The 18,781-nt window shown below is 66.9% G+C and carries 17 protein-coding genes; 11 read left to right on the top strand and 6 right to left on the bottom strand.

The annotated features are described in order from the left end of the window. Positions 1 to 9: 9 nt before the first annotated feature. The 4 genes from H0X91_RS05425 to H0X91_RS05440 form a co-directional block, all read right to left on the bottom strand. Positions 10 to 318, bottom strand: coding sequence for a BolA family protein (locus tag H0X91_RS05425; protein ID WP_006483904.1), 309 nt, complete (start codon positions 316 to 318; stop codon positions 10 to 12). Between the two features lies 1 nt (position 319). Beyond that, entirely contained in the window at positions 320 to 850 is a 531-nt protein-coding gene (locus tag H0X91_RS05430; protein ID WP_006483893.1) for a septation protein A, read from the bottom strand. Positions 851 to 979: 129 nt separating this feature from the next. Beyond that, the gene (msrB, locus tag H0X91_RS05435) at positions 980 to 1,411 is read right to left on the bottom strand and encodes a peptide-methionine (R)-S-oxide reductase MsrB (protein ID WP_006483891.1); all 432 of its coding nucleotides are present in this window, start codon (positions 1,409 to 1,411) and stop codon (positions 980 to 982) included. 44 nt (positions 1,412 to 1,455) lie between these two features. After that, complete coding sequence (locus H0X91_RS05440) at positions 1,456 to 3,024, bottom strand: protein adenylyltransferase SelO (protein WP_062910564.1); 1,569 nt, start codon at positions 3,022 to 3,024, stop codon at positions 1,456 to 1,458. Between the two features lie 178 nt (positions 3,025 to 3,202). Here H0X91_RS05440 and H0X91_RS05445 point away from each other — a divergent pair, with 178 nt between their 5' ends. From H0X91_RS05445 to H0X91_RS05465, 5 genes are all read left to right on the top strand, one after another. After that, positions 3,203 to 4,846: a 3-(methylthio)propionyl-CoA ligase gene (locus tag H0X91_RS05445; RefSeq protein WP_196432871.1), complete on the top strand. Its 1,644-nt coding sequence runs from the start codon at positions 3,203 to 3,205 to the stop codon at positions 4,844 to 4,846. A 194-nt stretch (positions 4,847 to 5,040) separates the two neighbouring features. Then, positions 5,041 to 7,125, top strand: coding sequence for a 3-hydroxyacyl-CoA dehydrogenase NAD-binding domain-containing protein (locus tag H0X91_RS05450; protein ID WP_058901543.1), 2,085 nt, complete (start codon positions 5,041 to 5,043; stop codon positions 7,123 to 7,125). Between the two features lie 44 nt (positions 7,126 to 7,169). Continuing rightward, a complete protein-coding gene (gene pncA, locus H0X91_RS05455) occupies positions 7,170 to 7,802 on the top strand; it encodes a bifunctional nicotinamidase/pyrazinamidase (RefSeq protein ID WP_006483895.1) in 633 nt (210 codons plus the stop codon). A 50-nt stretch (positions 7,803 to 7,852) separates the two neighbouring features. After that, entirely contained in the window at positions 7,853 to 9,031 is a 1,179-nt protein-coding gene (locus H0X91_RS05460) for an acetyl-CoA C-acyltransferase (RefSeq protein WP_006496361.1), read from the top strand. Between the two features lie 262 nt (positions 9,032 to 9,293). Beyond that, positions 9,294 to 10,694 carry a sensor domain-containing diguanylate cyclase gene (locus tag H0X91_RS05465; protein ID WP_006483889.1) on the top strand — a complete coding sequence of 467 codons (1,401 nt, stop codon included), beginning with the start codon at positions 9,294 to 9,296 and terminating at the stop codon, positions 10,692 to 10,694. Positions 10,695 to 10,785: 91 nt separating this feature from the next. On the opposite strand, the gene H0X91_RS05470 is transcribed toward H0X91_RS05465, so the two are convergent. Beyond that, positions 10,786 to 12,927, bottom strand: coding sequence for a hypothetical protein (locus H0X91_RS05470; RefSeq protein ID WP_060211311.1), 2,142 nt, complete (start codon positions 12,925 to 12,927; stop codon positions 10,786 to 10,788). A gap of 703 nt (positions 12,928 to 13,630) precedes the next feature. On the opposite strand from H0X91_RS05470, the gene H0X91_RS05475 reads away from it, so the two are divergent. The 6 genes from H0X91_RS05475 to H0X91_RS05500 all read left to right on the top strand — a co-directional run bounded on the left by H0X91_RS05475 (position 13,631) and on the right by H0X91_RS05500 (position 17,865). Further along, positions 13,631 to 14,026 carry a RidA family protein gene (locus H0X91_RS05475; protein ID WP_077056441.1) on the top strand — a complete coding sequence of 132 codons (396 nt, stop codon included), beginning with the start codon at positions 13,631 to 13,633 and terminating at the stop codon, positions 14,024 to 14,026. Positions 14,027 to 14,158: 132 nt separating this feature from the next. Next, entirely contained in the window at positions 14,159 to 14,893 is a 735-nt protein-coding gene (locus H0X91_RS05480) for a hypothetical protein (RefSeq protein WP_124633293.1), read from the top strand. A 560-nt stretch (positions 14,894 to 15,453) separates the two neighbouring features. Then, positions 15,454 to 15,768, top strand: a complete 315-nt coding sequence (locus H0X91_RS05485; RefSeq protein WP_006483902.1) for a Dabb family protein — start codon at positions 15,454 to 15,456, stop codon at positions 15,766 to 15,768. Further along, on the top strand, positions 15,765 to 16,244 hold the full coding sequence (locus H0X91_RS05490; RefSeq protein WP_006483907.1) for a PaaI family thioesterase: 480 nt from the start codon (positions 15,765 to 15,767) through the stop codon (positions 16,242 to 16,244). The genes H0X91_RS05485 and H0X91_RS05490 overlap by 4 nt, the downstream gene beginning before the upstream one ends. A gap of 173 nt (positions 16,245 to 16,417) precedes the next feature. Continuing rightward, positions 16,418 to 17,377 (top strand): alpha/beta hydrolase, encoded by a 960-nt coding sequence (locus H0X91_RS05495; RefSeq protein ID WP_048985909.1) that lies wholly within the window; start codon positions 16,418 to 16,420, stop codon positions 17,375 to 17,377. Positions 17,378 to 17,418: 41 nt separating this feature from the next. Continuing rightward, complete coding sequence (locus tag H0X91_RS05500) at positions 17,419 to 17,865, top strand: GNAT family N-acetyltransferase (protein ID WP_006483905.1); 447 nt, start codon at positions 17,419 to 17,421, stop codon at positions 17,863 to 17,865. Between the two features lie 16 nt (positions 17,866 to 17,881). Here the strand turns inward: H0X91_RS05500 and H0X91_RS05505 are convergent, their stop codons facing one another. Next, complete coding sequence (locus tag H0X91_RS05505) at positions 17,882 to 18,727, bottom strand: NRDE family protein (RefSeq protein WP_034201626.1); 846 nt, start codon at positions 18,725 to 18,727, stop codon at positions 17,882 to 17,884. Positions 18,728 to 18,781 lie beyond the last annotated feature (54 nt).

Here is an 18,781-nt window from a genome sequence, read left to right on the forward strand (position 1 = left end):
CTAATGAGACTAGATTGAAGATTCGTTGAATTCTTCGGGCGTGTAAGCCACGATCGCGAGCGCGTGAATGCCGCGCTGCATCGCATCAGCGAGCGCATCATACACCAGCCGGTGCCGCGCGACGCGCGGCTTGCCCGCGAACGCGGACGACACGATCGTGACCGTGAAGTGGCCGCCGGCGGCCGCGCCGGCGTGGCCTGCGTGCTGCGCGCTGTCGTCGCGCACGGTGAGCGACAGCGGCGCGAGCGACGCGGTGAGGCGCGCTTCGATCAGCGCGATGCGTTCGTCGGCGGAGGCGTGGAGAAAGGCGTCGGTCATGTCACTCGTCCTTCAGGTACTTCGTGAGCCACAGGCTCTGCAGGATGATGAATACGACCATCGCGCCCGTCGTCCCGAACAGCTTGAAGTTCACCCATTGCGATTCGGTGAAGTTGTGCACCACGTACAGGTTCGCGACGCCGAGCACCGCGAAGAACAGCGCCCACGCGAGGTTCAGCTTGTCCCACACGGGGGACGGCAGCGTGAGCTGCTTGCCCATCATCTTCTCGATCAGGTTCTTGCTGAACGCATAGCGCGCGGCGAGCAACCCGATCGCAAACAGCCAGTACAGCACAGTCGGTTTCCATTGAATGAATTTCTCGTCATGCAGGACGAGGGTGGCGCCACCGAACACGACGATCACGCCGAGGCTGACCCACAGCATCGTGTCGACCTTCCGGTGCCGGAAGGCGACCCATGCGACCTGGGCCAGCGTCGCGACGATCGCGACGGCGGTGGCGGTAAAGATGCCCCAGACCTTGAAGGCGACAAAAAACAGGATGATCGGAAACAGATCGAACAGGAATTTCATGGCGCTCGCAGCTGCGTGACGGGCCGCGGGCGCGGCCTGTCACCGTTGTAGGGACCCGCCAGGCATCGCCGTCGCGGATCGGGGCGGCCAGCCCGGGGCTGGCTGCCGCGGCGATCCGCCCGGCGCCGCTCATTCGTTTTCGGGTCGGGACTCGAAGTTTAACGCAGCCGAATTGATGCAGTACCGCAAACCGGTCTTGTCGCGCGGGCCGTCCTCGAAGACGTGGCCCAGATGCGCGCCGCAGTGGTTGCAGCGCACCTCGACGCGCACCATTCCGTGCGAGTAGTCGATCTTCTCGTCGATCACCTCGCCGTTGAGCGGCTTGAAGTAGCTGGGCCAGCCGCAGCCCGAGTGGAACTTGGCGCCGGATTCGAACAGCGGCGTGCTGCAGACGACGCACTTGTAGATGCCGGCATCCTCGGTGTCGGTGTATTCGCCGGTGAACGCGCGCTCGGTCGCCGCGTGCTGCGTGACCTCGTACTGCATCGGCGTGAGCCGGCGGCGCAGCTCGGCGTCGTCTTTCTGGTACGGGAAGGTCTTGTCGTCGGAATCGTGGGACATGGGGGTTCTCCTGATCGGTCGGTCGAGATGCGCGGGTTGCGGGCTCAGGACGAGCAGCTCACTTCGAGCGAGCCGGCCCAGTCGGGCGGCAACGCCGCATACGCTTCATGCTCCGGTTGTTCGTCGAACGGGCGGCGCAGGATCTGCGCGAGCCGCTCGACTTCCGAAAAATCCTTTTCCTTCGCGCGCCGGATCGCGACTTCGGCCAGATGGTTGCGAAGCACGTATTTGGGGTTCGCGCGGTTCATTGCAACCGCGCGTGCCACGTCGTCGCGCGTTTCCTCGGACAGCCGCGCGCGATAGAGGTTCGCCCATGCGTCGAACGCTTCACGGTCGATGAAGAGGTCGCGCACGGGCGCGTCGCGGCTCGCGTCGTGCTTCGAGATCTGCGCGAGCCGGCGGAACGTCAGCGTGAAATCCGCGTGGCTCGCATGCATCGTCTCAAGCAGCTTGTTCGCGAGTTCGGCGTCGCCCTCGCGTTCGAGCGCGAGGCCGAGCTTCGCGCGCATCGCGCGTTCGAGCGCGGGGCCGAAGCGTTCCGGAAACTTCGCGAGCACGGCCTGTGCGTCGTCCACCGCGCGCTCGGCGCGCGCATCGTCGTCGGCGATGCCGTGCTGCAGCCCGATCAGCGGCAGCAGCGCCTGCGCGAGGCAGTAGCAGTTCCAGTGCGCGATGCGCGGCTGCATCCGGTACGCATAGCGGCCGCCGGTATCGGAGTGGTTGCAGATATGGTTCGCATCGAACGCGTCGACGAAGCCGAACGGACCGTAGTCGATCGTCACGCCGAGGATCGACATGTTGTCGGTGTTCATCACGCCGTGGCAGAAACCGACGGCCTGCCATTGCGCGACGAGGTCGGCCGTGCGCAGCGTCGCGGCCTCGAGCAGCGCGAGGTACGGATCGTCCGCGTCGCGGCACGCCGGATGGAAGCGGTCGATCACGTGATCGGCAAGCTGGCGCAGCAGGTCGGGGCGATCGTTCGAGAAGAAGTGCTCGAAGTGGCCGAAGCGCACGAAGCTTTCCGACACGCGCGTGACGACGGCCGCCGTCTCGATCTCCTCGCGCACCACCGGCTGGTCGGAGCCGATCACCGTCAGCGCGCGCGTGGTCGGGATGCCGAGGTGATGCATCGCTTCCGAGCACAGGAACTCGCGGATCGACGAGCGCAGCACCGCGCGGCCGTCGCCCATCCGCGAATACGGCGTGCGGCCGCCGCCCTTGAGCTGCAGTTCGTAGCGCCGGCCGTCGGTGCCGGGCAATTCGCCGATCGTCAGCGCGCGGCCGTCGCCGAGCTGGCCGGCCCACACGCCGAACTGGTGGCCGGAATAGACCGACGCATACGGCATCGCGTTCGCGGGCCAGTCGCGCGTCGGGTTGCCGGCGAACAGCTCGGCGAAGCCGGGCTGCGCGGCGAGCGTGGGCGGCAGATCGAGCAGCTGCGCGACTTCGTCGGAAAAGCCGACGACGTACGGCGCGGCAAGCGGCGCGGCCGGCAGCCGCGTATGAAACGCGTCGCCGAGCGTGACGAACGCGCCCTCGGCGGGCGCGCCGAGCGTCGCGGCGAGGTCGGGGAGGGTGTCAGCCGCATCGGCTGCGCTTCGGGAAAACGACATGTTGAGCGCCTCTGGGTAAGCCGATATTGTAAGGCGGCGCCGCGCCGCCCGCATGGCGGCCCGCGCACCGTGCGCCACGCCCGTCCGGGGCCGCTGACGGGCGCACACCAGGGCTGCTTCGCTACGGAAACAGCCCCCAGGCTGGTCACCGATTCGCATCCTCAGGGAGAACAAGACGATGGGTAAGCCGTTGCTGGGCCAGATGATGGATGTGCCGTTGCTCGTGTCGTCGCTGATTTCGCATGCCGCGCGGCACGCCGGCGACACGGAGATCGTGTCGAAGCGCGTGGAAGGCGACCTGCATCGCTACACGTACCGCGATTGCGAACGCCGCGCGAAGCAGCTGGCGCAGGCGCTGGCGCGGCTCGGCGTCGAAACCGGCGACCGCGTCGGCACGCTGGCGTGGAACGGCTACCGGCATCTGGAAGCGTACTACGGGATCGGCGGGATGGGCGCCGTGTGCCATACGATCAATCCGCGCCTGTTTCCCGAACAGATCGCGTACATCGTCAATCACGCGGAAGACCGCTACGTGCTGTTCGACATCAATTTCGCGCCGCTGGTCGACGCGATCGCGCCGCAATGCCCGCACGTGAAGGGCTGGATCGCGATGACGGGCGCCGCACACCTGCCGTCCGCCGCCACGCCGCTGCTCTGCTACGAAACGCTCGTCGAAGCGGAAGACGGCCACTACGATTGGCCGCGCCTCGACGAACAGCAGGCGTCGGGGCTCTGCTACACGTCCGGCACGACCGGCAACCCGAAGGGCGTGCTGTATTCGAATCGTTCGACCGTGCTGCATGCGTACGGCGCCGCGCTGCCCGACGCGATGAACCTGTCCGCGATGGACGCCGTGCTGCCCGTCGTGCCGATGTTCCACGTCAACGCATGGGGGCTGCCGTACGCGGTGCCGCTGACGGGCGGCAAGCTGGCGCTGCCGGGCAAGGATCTCGACGGGAAATCGCTGTACGAGCTGATGGAGGCCGAGCGCGTGACGTTTTCCGCAGGCGTGCCGACCGTGTGGCTCGGGCTGCTGAACTACATGCGCGAAGCCGGTGTCCGTTTCTCGACGCTGAACCGCACGGTGATCGGCGGCTCCGCGTGCCCGCCCGCGATGCTGCGCACGTTCGAGGACGAATACGGCGTGCGCGTGATCCATGCGTGGGGGATGACCGAACTGTCGCCGCTCGGCACGCTCGCGAAGCTCAACTGGGCGCAGTCGCAGCGGCCGCTCGACGCGCAGCGCCGGCTGCTCGAGAAGCAGGGGCGCGTGATCTGCGGCGTCGACATGCGCATCGTCGGCGACGATGGCCGCGAGCTGCCGTGGGACGGCGTCGCGTTCGGCGAACTGCAGGTGCGCGGGCCGTGGGTGATCGACCACTACTTTCGCGGCGACGCGTCGCCGCTCGCGGACGGCTGGTTCCCGACCGGTGACGTCGCGACGATCGACCCCGACGGCTTCCTGCAGATCACCGACCGCAGCAAGGACGTAATCAAGTCGGGCGGCGAGTGGATCAGTTCGATCGACATCGAGAACGTCGCGATCGCGCATCCCGGGGTGGCCGAAGCCGCGTGCATCGCGTGTGCGCACCCGAAATGGACCGAGCGGCCGCTGCTCGTCGTGGTGCCGCGCGAAGGCGCGAACCTGACCCGCGACACGCTGCTCGCGTTCTACGAGGGCAAGGTCGCGAAATGGTGGATTCCGGACGACGTCGTGTTCGTCGAATCGCTGCCGCACACCGCGACCGGCAAGCTGCAGAAGCTGAAGCTGCGCGAGACGTTCCGCGATTACGTGTTGCCCACGGCGGTGTGCGCGCCGTAAGGCCCAGGCCCGGGCCGCCGCCGCTTCAACCTCCGCATCGGTCGCCCGATCCGTCCCCGGATCGGGAACAAAATTCAAATTGAACGACCGTGCTTTTTCGTTGTATGCTGCCTCCGTTCACCCGGACATGCGGCTGTTCGACCGCGCACAATGAAGCGCAGCCAATCCGGCGCGCGATGCATGGAGGCAGGCAGATGGCAGTGGATTACTCGACTCGCGACGGCGTGGCCGTCATCACGCTCAACAATCCGCCCGTCAACGGGCTCGGCCTGTCGACCCGCCAGGGCGTCATGGACGCGCTCGATCGCGCCGCGCAGGACCCGTCGGTCACGGCCATCGTGCTGACCGGCGCGGGCCGCGCGTTCTCGGGCGGTGCCGACATCACCGAATTCAATACGCCGAAGGCGCTGCAGGAGCCGACGCTGCACACCGTGATCCGCGCGGTGGAGGCGAGCGCGAAGCCGGTCGTCGCGGCGCTGCACAGCGTCGTGATGGGCGGCGGCCTCGAGCTCGCGCTCGGCGCGCATTACCGCGTCGCGGCGCCGGGCGCGCAAGTCGCGCTGCCCGAGGTGAAGCTCGGGCTGCTGCCGGGCGCGGGCGGCACGCAACGCCTGCCGCGCGCGGTCGGCCTCGAAACCGCGCTGAACATGATCGTGTCGGGCGCGCCGGTGCCGTCGGAGCAGCTCGCGAAGAGCGGGCTGTTCGACGAAATGGCCGACGGCGACCTGCTCGACGCGGCCGTGGCGTTCGCCCGCAAGGTCGGCGCACAGAAGGGGCCGCATCCGCGCGTGCGCGATCGCAAGATCGTCCACGACAACGCGGCCGGTTTCATCCAGTTCGCGCGCAATTCCGCGCGGGCCGCCGCGCCGAACTACCCCGCGCCGCACAAGTGCATCGACGCGATCGAGGCCGGCGTGCTGAACGGTTTCGACAAGGGCAGCGTCGCCGAGCGCGAAGGTTTCGTCGCGCTGATGATGACGCCGGAAAGCCGCGCGCTGCGCCACGCGTTCTTCGGCGAGCGGGCGGCGAGCAAGATTCCCGACGTGCCGGCCGACACGCCGCTGCGCGAAATCCGCCGGGTCGGCGTGATCGGCGCGGGCACGATGGGCGGCGGGATCGCGATGAACTTCATCAACGCCGGGCTGCCCGTCACGCTGCTCGAGACGAAGCAGGACGCGCTGGAGCGCGGCCTCGCGACGATCCGCAAGAACTACGACGCGCAGGTGAAGAAGGGCAAGCTCACGCAGGAGAAGCTCGACGCGCGCATGGCGCTGATCACGCCGACGCTGTCCTACGACGACCTGAAGGACGCCGACCTGATCGTCGAAGCCGTGTTCGAGGAACTCGGCGTGAAGGAGCAGGTGTTCAAGAAGCTCGACGAAGTCGCGAAGCCGGGCGCAATCCTCGCGTCGAACACGTCGACGCTCGACGTCGACAAGATCGCCGCGTTCACGAAGCGTCCGCAGGACGTGGTCGGCATGCACTTCTTCAGCCCGGCGAACGTGATGAAGCTGCTCGAGGTCGTGCGCGGCGCGCAGACCGCGAAGGACGTGCTCGCGACCGTGATGGCGGTGGCGAAGAAGATCCGCAAGACGGCGGTCGTGTCGGGCGTGTGCGACGGCTTCATCGGCAACCGGATGATCGAGCAGTACATCCGCCAGGCACTGTTCATGCTCGAGGAAGGCGCGCTGCCCGCGCAGGTCGATCGCGCGATCGAGAAATTCGGCTTCGCGATGGGGCCGTTCCGGATGAGCGACCTCGCCGGCAACGACATCGGCTGGGCGATCCGCAAGCGGCGCTACGTCGAGCAGCCCGGCCTGCAGTATTCGAAGATCGCCGACCGTCTGTGCGAACAGGGCCGTTTCGGTCAGAAGACGGGCGCCGGCTGGTACGACTACGTGCCGGGCGACCGCAAGGCGAAGCCGTCGTCGCTCGTCGACGAGATGGTCGTCGCGTACTCGAAGGAGCGCGGCGTCGAGCGGCGCAAGATCGGCGACGACGAGATCGTCGAGCGGCTCGTGTTCGCGCTCGTCAACGAAGGCGCGAAGATCCTCGAAGAGAAGATCGCGTCGAAGGCGTCCGACATCGACATGGTCTACCTGACCGGCTATGGCTTCCCGCTGTGGCGCGGCGGCCCGATGCTGTACGCGGATACGGTCGGTCTCTACAACGTCGAGCGCGCGATTCGCCGTTATGCGGCCGCGCCGAACGGCGACGCATGGCAGCTCGCGCCGTCGATCGTGGAACTGGCGAAGGCCGGCCGCGGGTTCAACGGCTGACGCCGCCGTATCGCGGCGCGACCGATCCTGTCTGGAGACACGCAATGAAACGCACCGACGACGTCCTGCTCGTGATCGACGTGCAATACGACTTCATGCCGGGCGGCGCGCTCGCGGTGCCCGACGGCGATGCGGTCGTGCCGGTGATCAACGCACTGGCGCAACGCTTCGACCAGGTCGTGCTCACGCAGGACTGGCATCCGCGCGAACACGTGTCGTTCGCGGCGAACCATCCGGGCCGCGAGCCGTTCTCGACGCTCGCGCTGCCGTACGGCGAGCAGGTGCTGTGGCCCGTGCACTGCGTGCAGGACACCGACGGCGCGGCGCTGCATCGCGACCTCGACATTCCGCACGCGCGGCTCGTGATCCGCAAGGGCGGCGACGCGCAGGTCGACAGCTATTCCGCGTTCGTCGAAGCCGACCGCACGACGCGTACCGGGCTCGCGGGCTATCTGCGCGAACTCGGCGCGAAACGCGTGTGGTGCTGCGGGCTCGCGACCGACTATTGCGTCGCGTGGTCGGCGCTCGATGCGCGCGCGGCAGGCTTCGAAGCCGCGGTGATCAACGATGCGTGCCGTGCGATCGACCTGAACGGGTCGCTCGCGCACGCATGGCAGCAGATGCAGGCAGCGGGTGTCGCGCATGCGACGTCCGCGGGCGCGCGCCCGGCGGCGTAGCGCATTTCCCATCCGATTCAGGACATGAAGCAGGACCGAAGGAGACTCGCATGACCGAAGCCGTAATCGTATCGACCGCACGCACGCCGCTGGCGAAATCCTGGCGCGGTGCATTCAACATGACGCACGGCGCGACGCTCGGCGGCCACGTGGTCGCGGCCGCGCTCGAGCGCGCGAAGCTCGACCCCGCCCGCGTCGAGGACGTGATCATGGGCTGCGCGAACCCCGAAGGCGCGACGGGCGCGAACATCGCGCGGCAGATCGCGTTGCGCGCCGGCTTGCCGGTGAGCGTGCCGGGGATGACGGTGAACCGCTTCTGTTCGTCAGGGCTGCAGACCATTGCGCTGGCCGCGCAGCGGATCATCGCGGGCGAAGGCGAGATCTATGTGGCCGGTGGCGTCGAGTCGATCTCGTGCGTGCAGAACGAGATGAACCGGCACATGATCCAGGAAGGCTGGCTCGTCCAGCACAAGCCCGAGATCTACTGGAACATGCTGCAGACCGCCGAGAACGTCGCGAAGCGCTACGGTATCTCGAAGGAGCGGCAGGACGCGTACGGCGTGCAGTCGCAACTGCGCGCGGCGGCCGCGCAGGAAGCCGGGCTGTTCCGCGACGAGATCGTACCGATCACCGTGCTCGCGGGCATCGCCGACAAGGCGACGGGCCGCCTGTTCACGCAGGAAGTGACGGTGTCGGCCGACGAAGGCATCCGGCCCGACACGACGCTCGAAGGCGTGTCGAAGATCCGTTCGGCGGTGCCGGGCGGCGTGATCACCGCGGGCAACGCGAGCCAGTTCTCGGACGGCGCGTCGGCGTGCGTCGTGATGAGCGCCGAGGCCGCGCAGCGCGAAGGGCTGCAGCCGCTGGGTGCGTTCCGCGGCTTCGCGGTGGCCGGTTGCGAACCCGACGAAATGGGCATCGGCCCGGTGTTCGCGGTGCCCAAGCTCCTGAAGCAGGCGGGGCTGAAGGTCGACGACATCGGCCTGTGGGAGCTGAACGAGGCGTTCGCGGTGCAGGTGCTGTATTGCCGCGACACGCTCGGGATCCCTGAGGATCGCCTGAACGTGAACGGCGGCGCGATCGCGGTCGGCCACCCGTACGGCGTGTCGGGCGCACGCCTGACGGGCCATGCGCTGATCGAAGGCAAGCGGCGCGGCGTCAAGTACGTGGTCGTCACGATGTGCATCGGCGGCGGGCAGGGCGCGGCCGGCCTGTTCGAAATCCTCTGATCTTTGACCGGCGGCGGCCGCGGTTGCGCTTTCGCGTCACCGCCCGCCGCCGTGGTGAATCGGCGCGGCGCACGCGCGATTCGCAACGATCGGGAAGTAAAAGGCATGCGCCCGGCAATGCCGTTTCCCCTGACTTGTCAAACGAATTGCCCCACCTATACTTGCTCTGACATTTGCCTTTCGGCACGATGGGCCAGATCGTGCGTCGTGCGATCCGTGCCGCGAAGAATCGAACCAACGCAGCAGACCGACCGGGGACCGAATGAGTACGACCTATGCAGCCGGGGAACCGCCGCGCGTCGTCAGCGCGGCCGCGAGGCTCTACGCGAAATGCCTGCTGGTCGGATTCGCGTTGCTGCCCGCCTATCTGATTGCCTATCTGTGGTTCTTCAGCGACCCGGGCGTCGTGTTCGAGAGCCACGCTTTCCATGAAATCGCGATTGCGGCGGCGACGGTCGAAGGCGCGTTCGTCACCTACGTGACGTGGGTGTGCTACCGGTCGTCCGGCGAGCCGCTGCTGCGCTGGCTCACGCTCGGCTTCCTCGGCTTCGCGATGATCTATGCGCTGCACGGGGCGTTCACCGGGATGGCGCACCACAATATCTGGCTGTTCCTGCTGTACGGGCCCGCGTCGCGGTTCGTGATGTCGGCGCTGCTGCTCACGGGCCTGCTGTCGTATTCGCGGCCGCCCGACCGGCTCGACAAGCGCACGAGCGTGCGCACCTGGCTGCCGTGGATCGTGTTCTTCCTGATCGTCAACGTGGCGGTCGCGTACATCGCCTATTCGCCGGTCGCCGGCGCGCCGGGCACGCGGCTGTCGATGGAAGGCGGCGCGCTGGTGTTTTCGCTGCTGAACGTGTGCCTGCTGCTCGCGCGGCGGATCCGCTCGCCGCTGATGGTGATCTACGGCGTGTCGATCATGGCGTTCGCGCTGTCGTCGCTCGCGTTCATCCTCGGCAAGCCATGGAATCACATGTGGTGGCTCGCGCATGCGATCTTCGCGGGCGGATTCTTCCTGCTCAGTTACGGCGTCGTGCAGGCGCTGCAGACGACGCGCTCGTTCTCGGCGATCTACAGCCAGGAAGACCTGATGAGCCGGCTGTCGGAATCGATGGCGCGCACCGAAAGCGCGCTGCAGGAGCTGCGGCGCACGAACCAGAAGCTCGAATACATGGCCGCGACCGATCCGATGACGGGCGCGTCGAACCGCCGGCAGTTCATCGCGCAAGTCGAGCGCGAGATCGTGCGGGCCGAGCGCGACGGCACGCCGTTCTGCCTGCTCGCGCTCGATCTCGACAATTTCAAGAACATCAACGATGCGTACGGGCACCAGATCGGCGACGAGGTGCTGCGCGGCGTCGTGCGCCAGTGCCTCGAGGCAATTCGGCCGGCGGGCGCGCTCGCGCGGGTCGGCGGCGAGGAGTTCATGGCGCTGTTGCCGGAGATGCCGCTCGAAGGTGCACGGATGACGGCCGAGCGCGTGCGTTCGTCGATCTCGAGTTCGCCGTTCGGGCTCGACTTCAAGCGCGTGCAGGTGACGGTCAGCGTCGGCGTCGCGCAGTACGGGGTCGACGGCAGCACGGTCGATACGCTGCTGCGGGTGGTCGACGAGCGGCTGTATCAGGCGAAGCGGGAAGGGCGGAATCGCGTGGTGTCGCGGTGATCCGGATTCCTTCGACGTCCCGGCGGCGGGCGTGCCGCCGGGTTTTTTGCATGCCGATGCCGTTGCCCGTCGGTATGCGCGCGGCGACGCGCTAGCGCGCCGCCACCGCCGTCGCCTGTTTCGGCTGTGCGTCCTGCGTCGGCTGCGACGCCTGCCACCAGTACTTGCCCGCGCGCTGCTGCGGATCACGGATCGCGAGATACGTCGTACTCCAGAGCTGCGCCGCGTTGGCTTCGGTCGCATCGGCGCTGCGCGTGCCGAATGCGTCGGTCTGGTACTTGCCGTTCACGTACGACCACGTCCACATTTCCGACGTGCGCATGTCGCGCCCGTTCGAGATCACCTGCCAGATCGTCTGCCGCGCTTGCGTGAGCAGCGTGCGGGTCGTGGCCGACAGGTCCTGACGCGCGAGCTGGCGATCGAGCCCGGCCACCCACATCGCCTGCTGCCACGACCAGATCACCGTGCCGTGATACGCGGAGCTCGTGAACTTCGGCCACAGCGTCTGGCTCGCATACGCGGGGTTCGCGATCAGCATCCCGGCATCGGTCACGAGCCCGGTCGGGAACGGCCGCGTGACGTCGCTGACGATCCGCTGGAGCTGATCGTCCGGCGGCGTGCCGAACAGCAGCGCGAAGCCGCCGTCCGAATTCATCACCGGAATCGGGTTGCCCTGCTGATCGAGCGACAGCGCGTAGAAGGCCAGCGGGGCGTTGGGCGCGGCGCCGGCCGGCACGCCGGCAGACGGCGCATAGGCCGACACGTCGGTGGCCGCCTGTGCGGCCGGCACGCTGACCTGGAACAGCGGCGGCGCCTGCGTTTCCCAGGTGGCCGCCTGATTCGCCGTGTTGGCGAGCGTCGCACGCTGCCCGGCATCGAGGTACGGATCGAGCAGGCCGCGGGCGAGGAACGCGTTCGCCGCGCGCAGCGCGGCCGGCACGAGCACCGCGTTCACGTCGTACGGGTAGACGCCGCCGCCGAGGCCATCGGTGCTGTCGCGCCAGTTGCCGACGATTTCGCCGGGCCGCAGGTGGATCAGGTTCGCGACCGACGGCTGCTGCGCGAACGGCTGCGCGGTCGTCGCGACGTGCAGCAGATTGACGACGAGGCGGCTGCCGTTGGTCTGCCCGTCGCTGCCGCGCTGCGCCAGATACGCGGCCGCGCGGGCCTGGCCGCGCGTATCGTCGATCAGCCACGCGGCCGCGATCGGCGCGAGCAGGTAGTCGCTGTCGATCATCTTGTAGTCGTAGGTCGGCGTCGCATCGTTAGGCCGCCCGTTCTTCTGGTTGTCGATCAGCGCGAATTCGCCGATGCCTTCCTCGTGCGCGACCTTGCCGTCCGCCGACAGGCGGCTGAGCACCGACGACAGGCCGGCCTCGATCGCCGCGGGTTCGAGCACGGGCATCAGCATGCGGACCGAAATCAGCGTGTCGCGGCCGAAGTACGTGTCGTATTGCCACGAACCGGCCAGCAGCTTGTCGTTGAAGCTCAGGAATTCGAGCACGTTCTGGCTGACCGGGTCGGGATTCACGGACGGCGCGAACAGGTCGGCGTGCGTGATCGGCGACAGCGGCGTCTCGCCCGACAGCGCATCGATGTGCAGCTTCAGCGTGCGTGCGCCCGCCGGCGCGTTCAGCACCAGCTTGCCACCCGCAGCCGGCGCGATGCTGCCGCCGTCGCGCAGCGTGATGCGCAGCGCATAGCCCGGTGCGCCGTCGATGCGGTCGCGTTGCCATTGCGCGGTGCTGCCCTGGACCGTCGGCGCGGTGAGGATCTGCGGCGGAATCGTGGCGCCGCCGTTGAAGTCGCGCAGGAAGCGCACGTTGCTGAGCACGCCCTGGCGGATCGTCAGCGACGTGGTGTCGACCGACACGTCGGCGCCGATGCCGTACAGCGGGCGGCCATGCGCATCAGGGGCCGACAGCGCGGACGGCGGCGTGTCGAGGCTCCAGTTCACCGGCTGCGCGGTGTCGTCGAACCATAGTCCGGTGCCGCTGTTGCCGGCGGGGAAGACCACCAGCAGGCGCGGCTTCGTCGACGAGCGCACCAGCAGGTGTGCGGCGACCTTGTCCTGCCGGTAGAACGCGTTGATCTGGCCGCCGGTATCCATGCGGAACGACAACGCGGCGGTGTTCGATGGCGGGGTGTTCGACTGGACGTCGTCGTCGTTGCAGGCCGACAGCAGGCCGGCACAGACGAGCCCGAGACACAGCGACTTCGCAAGGCGATGCATGTTGATGTCCCTCCTGATGACTGGCGATTTTTTATCCGGATGTTCTAATCGGCGAATCTTGAGTCCGTTTGATCCCGTCTTGTATTCATTCTGGCGAATGGCGGGAATTAATCGAAGTGCTGCGATTCGTCGAAAGGGAAATGGGTTGGCAAATAACCGAGTGGCCGATAATGCCGAAAGCTGAAAACCACAGGGGTGCGCGTCGATGTCCCGCGGGAAAGGCTATGCGACGGGCCTTCGCGCGGGTGGTGGCGAATCCGGGGCGGCGCAGAAAATGATGCGTAAGCCATCGTAGGCGATTCTAAATTTGCGGGAAAGCCGAAGTCAATAATGTTTTGGTTTTTGAATATTGAATTGAAAAGTGGTCGCAATTATTACCCGCCGCCCCGGTAAAATGTGCGATTTAATGGATGCCGATTAATGTGCTGCAGCTGTCCGAGGGCGAAACAATCGGCAATGGCATGCCACGCCGGCGATTGTTGCCGGACAGCGAACGAATCGCCGCGTGGTGTCGGTCAATGCCGTGACATGCCGACATGCTGAAACGGCGCGCACGAAGCCGAGCAAGCCGCGTTCCTGCGCATGCTTTCCACGACGACGGATCGCTGACGAAAGCGGAAAGAACTGCGACGTCTGCTAGCATCGGATGATTCCGACAACCCTGTCGGGATGCTGGCATCTGATCATCGCAGGAGACTCGTCAATGACGCTCGAATGCATCAATCCCAAGGATCTGCCCACACCGCAAACGTACACGCAGGTCGTCGTTGCGACGGGAAGCAAGATGGTATTCATCTCGGGCCAGGAGCCCGAGGACATCGACGGCAAGCTGGTGGGTCACGGTGATCTCGCGGCCCAGGCGCGTCAGGTATTCGGCAATCTCGGTCGCGCCCTTGCCGCTGCCGGTGCGCGGCCCGAGCAGGTCGCGAGGATCACCGTCTACGTCGTGAACTACGAGCGCGATGCATGCTTGCCGATCATCGAAAGCGCCAGGGTGGCGCTGTTCGGCGATCACAAGCCCGCGGACGTGGTGCTCGGCGTGGCCGCGCTGTCGCCCGGTTATCTGATCGAAGTGGATGCGATCGCGGTCGTCGATTGATCGTTCGGCAGTCGCAGCCATTGCATCGCCGGCACGCTCGCTACGTGCCTTTTTCTTTATCGGCCACCAGTTGCGTTGTGAAACCAGGTTGCATCAGTCCGGTCTCGAGCGAGACACCTGCGGTTGTTGCCCATGATCCGCCTTTGGCGCCCCAGGCTCCTGTTTCAGGGTTCACGAGCGTCGCGTTTCAACGTTCTTGATAGTCATCCGGCAATTATCGATCGCTTTTTTCACTCGTTGGTGGAGCCCGTGATGCCTGCAAACAATCTCAAAGTTCGTCCTTTGGTCGCCGGGATCAAAATTGTGACCCGCAGCAAGATTGGCACTTTAGGTTTGGTCGTGAAATACAACGGCAACATGTGCTTTGTGACGGCGGGCCATGTGTTCGGAAAGGGAGATGCGAGGGTGGGGCAGCCCGATGACGCAAACCCGGTGGGTGACCTGCTTGAAAACTTCCTGGAGGACAACCAGGATATCGCCATCGTGAAGGTATCGTCGGGAGTCGACGCAACACCCAACGAGATATGGACGGACAGCGGTATAAAACAGGTGGCGTTCGGTTCAGACGTGCGTCCCACGAAGGACCAGCGTTTGTGGTTGCAGGGTGCGTTCTCTGGTCTCGTGAATTGCTCGGTTGCCGGGACAGATGTCGATATCACGGTGCCGGACACCAACGATCAAGTCAAGAATGTCGTCCTGCTCAACCTGGACGGAGAGGCTCGGACCCAACCAGGTGACAGTGGCGCGCCCGTGGTGGGGAAAGTGGGTGGCAAGGACGTCTGCTACGGTGTGTACGGCGGGAAAGTCGTGGTCGGCGCAGATACGTACGGATGGTTCACGCCATTCGAGAACCTGTTTTGGGACTAGTCCGGCGTGATCGAATGTGACGCTGTCAAAGCCCTGGGCGCGAGAGCGCTCGGGGTTTTTGCATTGGGGCACCGAAACGTGAACCGGGTCGACCTGCGCGGGAGCGTACTCGGGGTCGGCGGGGCACGGTCCAGACTCTCCCCGTCGTTGTACCAAGGACGCCGGTTTCAGGGGCAAATCTCCATCCGCCGCTTGGCGCTCGAGCAGGCAATCGAAACTCGTTTTGAACTGCGAGGCGATTTCTGTCGAGATGTGTTTCGGAAAAGAAACGTGACGGCGGATCGCGTACTTCTATTCGGCCTTGTTGCAACGTCAATGCTGCTGTGGGCCGTGGCGGGAACGGTGCACACGTTTGGCGCCAGAGCCTGGCAGCGGACACGCCGACTTCGAGATACAGTCCATTGGCGTCGGCAAGTTTGATAGGCTTCTCGCCTGCGCGAGCTTGTCGGCGCTCTAGGCCGGACAGGGTAACCGTGGGCGAACGGTGGAAAGGTGTAAAGTGCCCGACTGCCAAGGATGACAGGCCAATCGCCGAATCAACACGAACAGGAGCAACCGAAGTGATCAGACATATCGTCATGTGGAAGTTGAAGGAATCGGCCGAAGGCGCGACGCGTGCGCAGAACGCGCTGAAGCTGAAGGAAAAGCTCGAAGGCTGCCGCGACCTCGTGCCGGGCACCCTGCAGATCGACGTCGGCGTGGCGACGCCCGGCCTCGATGCGACCGCCGACATCGTGCTCGTCTCCGATTTCGCCGACAAGGCCGCGCTCGACGCGTACCAGGTGCATCCGGTTCACCAGGAAGTGAAGAAATTCGTCGTCGCGGTGGCCGAATCGCGCGAATGTGTCGACTACATCGTCGACAACGCACGATGAGCGACGCGGCAACCCCGACGGAAGGCCCGTCGATCGAAAGCCCGTTCGTCGATCTGCTCGGCGTGCAACTGGTGTCCGCGAAGGATGGCGCGAGCGAGATCGTGCTGCCGCTCGAGGAGCGGCACATGAACACGTGGAGCATCGCGCACGGCGGCGTGACGATGACGCTCGCCGATATCGCGCTCGCGATGGCGGCGCGCAGCCTGACCGACGACGGCGTCGGCGTCGTCACGGTCGAGATGAAGGTGAACTTCATGCAGCCGGGGCGCGGCGAACTGCGCGCTTACGGGCGCGTGATGCACCGCTCGACGACGATGGCCTACTGCGAAGGCGAGGTGCGCGACAGCGACGGCAATTTCGTCGCGAAGGCGCTCGGTACGTTCAAGTACATGCGGCGGCTCGCGGTCGGCCGCGACATCAAGCGGCAACGTTCGCGCACCGCGCCGGACGCCCAGCCGGGCCCGAGCGACGCGTAAGCGCACCGGCCATGCACGGCCCTGTCTCTTCGATGAGGCAGGGCCGTTTTGTTTGGCAGCACGGGATGGCGGCACACGGCGCGGCGCGTACGCCGGTCCGGCCGCCGCGTGGCATCATGTCACGCTTGTCCGCTTTGTCCGTTCACGGCGCCACGCCGGCGCCGTCCATACCGATGCCGCTGAATCCGAAGATCGCCCAGGTGCTCGACATGATCGAGCGCGCGAAACGTCCGTCGTATCACCATCAGACGCCGCAGCAGGCGCGCGCCGCGTACGAGAAGAGCGCGCCGATCCTCGACGTCGCGCCGGCGCCGATGCATTCGGTGGAGGCGTGCGTCGTGCCGACGCGCGACGGCCGCACGATCGGTGCGCGGCTGTATTTACCGGTCGCGCCGAGCCTGGCGGAACCGCTGCCCGCGCTCGTGTACTACCACGGCGGCGGCTTCACGGTCGGCAGCGTCGACACGCACGATGCGCTGTGCCGGATGTTCGCGCACGATGCGCAATGCGCGGTGCTGTCGGTCGACTACCGGCTCGCGCCCGAACACCAATTTCCGACCGCGGTGAACGATGCGGACGACGCGTTGCAGTGGCTGCATCGCGAGGCCGCCGCATTCGGTATCGACGCCGCGCGGCTGGCGGTCGGCGGCGACAGTGCGGGCGGGACGCTCGCGACGGTCTGCGCGGTGCTCGCGCGCGACGCGGGCATTCGCCTTGCGCTGCAGATGCTGATCTATCCGGGCGTGACGGGCTACCAGGACACCGAATCGCACGCGCGGCTCGCCAACGGCTACCTGCTGACGCAGGACACGATCCAGTGGTTCTTCGCGCAATACGTGCGCGATCGGGCGGATCGCGACGACTGGCGGTTCGCGCCGCTCGACGGCACGCGCGATGCACCGTCGTTCGCGGGCGTTGCGCCGGCGTGGATCGCGACGGCCGAATACGATCCGCTGAGCGACGAGGGCGCCGCGTACGCGGACAAGTTGCGTGCGGCCGGCAACGCGGTCACGCTGGTCCGCTATCCGGGGATGATCCACGAATTCTTCAAGATGGGCGGCTACGTGCCGGAGGTGCGGGCCGCGCATGCCGATGCGGTCGCGGCGCTGAAGGCTGCATTCGACGAGGTTTGACGGCGGGCGGCCGAAGGCCGCACGCCGTGGGAGGGACTGCGATGACGAACGGCGTGGGCGGAGTGGAAACGGGCGACTGGACGGTACTGGGCGGCGACGCAGCCAGGATCCGCGACGCGGTATTCGTGCGCGAGCAGCAGATTCCGCCGGAATGGGCGCTCGACGACGACGATCCGCTGTCGCTGCATGCGGTCGCGTACCGGACCGACGCGGCGACCGGGTTGCGCCGCGCGGTCGCGACGGGGCGGTTGCTGCCGTCCGGCACGATCGGCCGCGTCGCGGTACTGGCCGACATGCGCGGGCAGGGCGTCGGGTCCGCCGTGCTGAATGCGCTGCTGGATGCCGCGCGGCGCCGCGGCCAAGCCGTCGTGCGGCTGTACGCGCAGGATTCGGCGGTGTCGTTCTATCTGCGGCACGGCTTCGCGGCGGTCGGCGAACCGTTCGTCGAAGCCGGCGTGCCGCACGTCGAGATGGCGCGCGCGCCGTAGCGCGCAACGCGTGCGTTCAGCGCGGCCGCGTCGCGTCGATATCGAACGTGAACGCGCGCTCGAACGCGCCCGGCCGGACGGTGCGGTGCGAGCCGTCGTCGTCGCTGCGCTCCTTGACCTCCACCGTCAGCCGCACGCCTTCCTTCATCGTTACGCGCAGCGCGGTGGTGCCGCGTGTGCCGTATTCGGGCGTCTCGATGAAGGCGGCCGACAGCGCGCGCTCGCGCTCGATCGGAATGCCCGTGTGCGGCAGCGCGTCGTCGTCCGCGACGTGCGGGTCGCGCATCAGCGCGATCAGTTCGTCGAGCGACGGGGTCGGATTGTCGGTGAGCAGCGTGCCGAGCTCCGCGCGCTTGCGCACCACTTTGGGCCAGGGCGTGTCGAGCCGCGCATTCGACAGCGCATGCACGCCCGGCGCGATCGCGACGGGTGCGGCGACACGGCTTTCGCCCTCGGGCGCGCGGTTGCAGAACCACGCGAGTTCGCGCCGGCGCCAGTCGCCGACGAGCAGGTTGAAGCCGTTGTACACGGCTGCATGCTCGGCCAGTTGCGCGAGATAGTCGAGCGGTGCGACCGATGGTCCGCCGAGAAAGTCGGATACCAGCTTGCCGCGGGTCGGCGCGCCCGCGCGGATGTCGAACGGCGCGCGGTAGTTGGTCAGCGCGGCGAAGCGGCCGTCGCGCGATACGCCGAGCCACGTGCCGCCGGCTTCGAGATCGCGGCCGGCCAGTACGCCCGGCACGTCCTCCCACCACGAGAGCGGCGCGCTGGTCCGGCGGAAGAACTCGTCGCGATTGGCGGCGAGGGTAAAGACGGGACCGGCGGCGGCATCAGGCTGCCAGTCGAAGGCAATCAGACACATCGGGCGAATCTCTCGCAGGAAACATCGGGCGCCGGCTGCGACTCGCGAGCCGGC

This window comes from Burkholderia sp. 9777_1386 (assembly GCF_015712265.1).
Taxonomy (GTDB): Bacteria; Pseudomonadota; Gammaproteobacteria; order Burkholderiales; family Burkholderiaceae; genus Burkholderia; species Burkholderia cenocepacia.

Bases quoted from the DNA above. Each gene is read 5' to 3' on its own strand.
- H0X91_RS05445 (WP_196432871.1), top strand. From the start codon at position 3,203: ATGGGTAAGCCGTTGCTGGGCCAGATGATGGATGTGCCGTTGCTCGTG.
- H0X91_RS05425 (WP_006483904.1), bottom strand. From the start codon at position 318: ATGACCGACGCCTTTCTCCACGCCTCCGCCGACGAACGCATCGCGCTG.
- H0X91_RS05450 (WP_058901543.1), top strand. From the start codon at position 5,041: ATGGCAGTGGATTACTCGACTCGCGACGGCGTGGCCGTCATCACGCTC.
- H0X91_RS05490 (WP_006483907.1), top strand. From the start codon at position 15,765: ATGAGCGACGCGGCAACCCCGACGGAAGGCCCGTCGATCGAAAGCCCG.
- H0X91_RS05495 (WP_048985909.1), top strand. From the start codon at position 16,418: ATGCCGCTGAATCCGAAGATCGCCCAGGTGCTCGACATGATCGAGCGC.
- H0X91_RS05460 (WP_006496361.1), top strand. From the start codon at position 7,853: ATGACCGAAGCCGTAATCGTATCGACCGCACGCACGCCGCTGGCGAAA.
- H0X91_RS05500 (WP_006483905.1), top strand. From the start codon at position 17,419: ATGACGAACGGCGTGGGCGGAGTGGAAACGGGCGACTGGACGGTACTG.
- H0X91_RS05505 (WP_034201626.1), bottom strand. From the start codon at position 18,727: ATGTGTCTGATTGCCTTCGACTGGCAGCCTGATGCCGCCGCCGGTCCC.
- pncA (WP_006483895.1), top strand. From the start codon at position 7,170: ATGAAACGCACCGACGACGTCCTGCTCGTGATCGACGTGCAATACGAC.
- H0X91_RS05480 (WP_124633293.1), top strand. From the start codon at position 14,159: ATGATCCGCCTTTGGCGCCCCAGGCTCCTGTTTCAGGGTTCACGAGCG.
- H0X91_RS05465 (WP_006483889.1), top strand. From the start codon at position 9,294: ATGAGTACGACCTATGCAGCCGGGGAACCGCCGCGCGTCGTCAGCGCG.
- msrB (WP_006483891.1), bottom strand. From the start codon at position 1,411: ATGTCCCACGATTCCGACGACAAGACCTTCCCGTACCAGAAAGACGAC.
- H0X91_RS05430 (WP_006483893.1), bottom strand. From the start codon at position 850: ATGAAATTCCTGTTCGATCTGTTTCCGATCATCCTGTTTTTTGTCGCC.
- H0X91_RS05475 (WP_077056441.1), top strand. From the start codon at position 13,631: ATGACGCTCGAATGCATCAATCCCAAGGATCTGCCCACACCGCAAACG.
- H0X91_RS05470 (WP_060211311.1), bottom strand. From the start codon at position 12,927: ATGCATCGCCTTGCGAAGTCGCTGTGTCTCGGGCTCGTCTGTGCCGGC.
- H0X91_RS05440 (WP_062910564.1), bottom strand. From the start codon at position 3,024: ATGTCGTTTTCCCGAAGCGCAGCCGATGCGGCTGACACCCTCCCCGAC.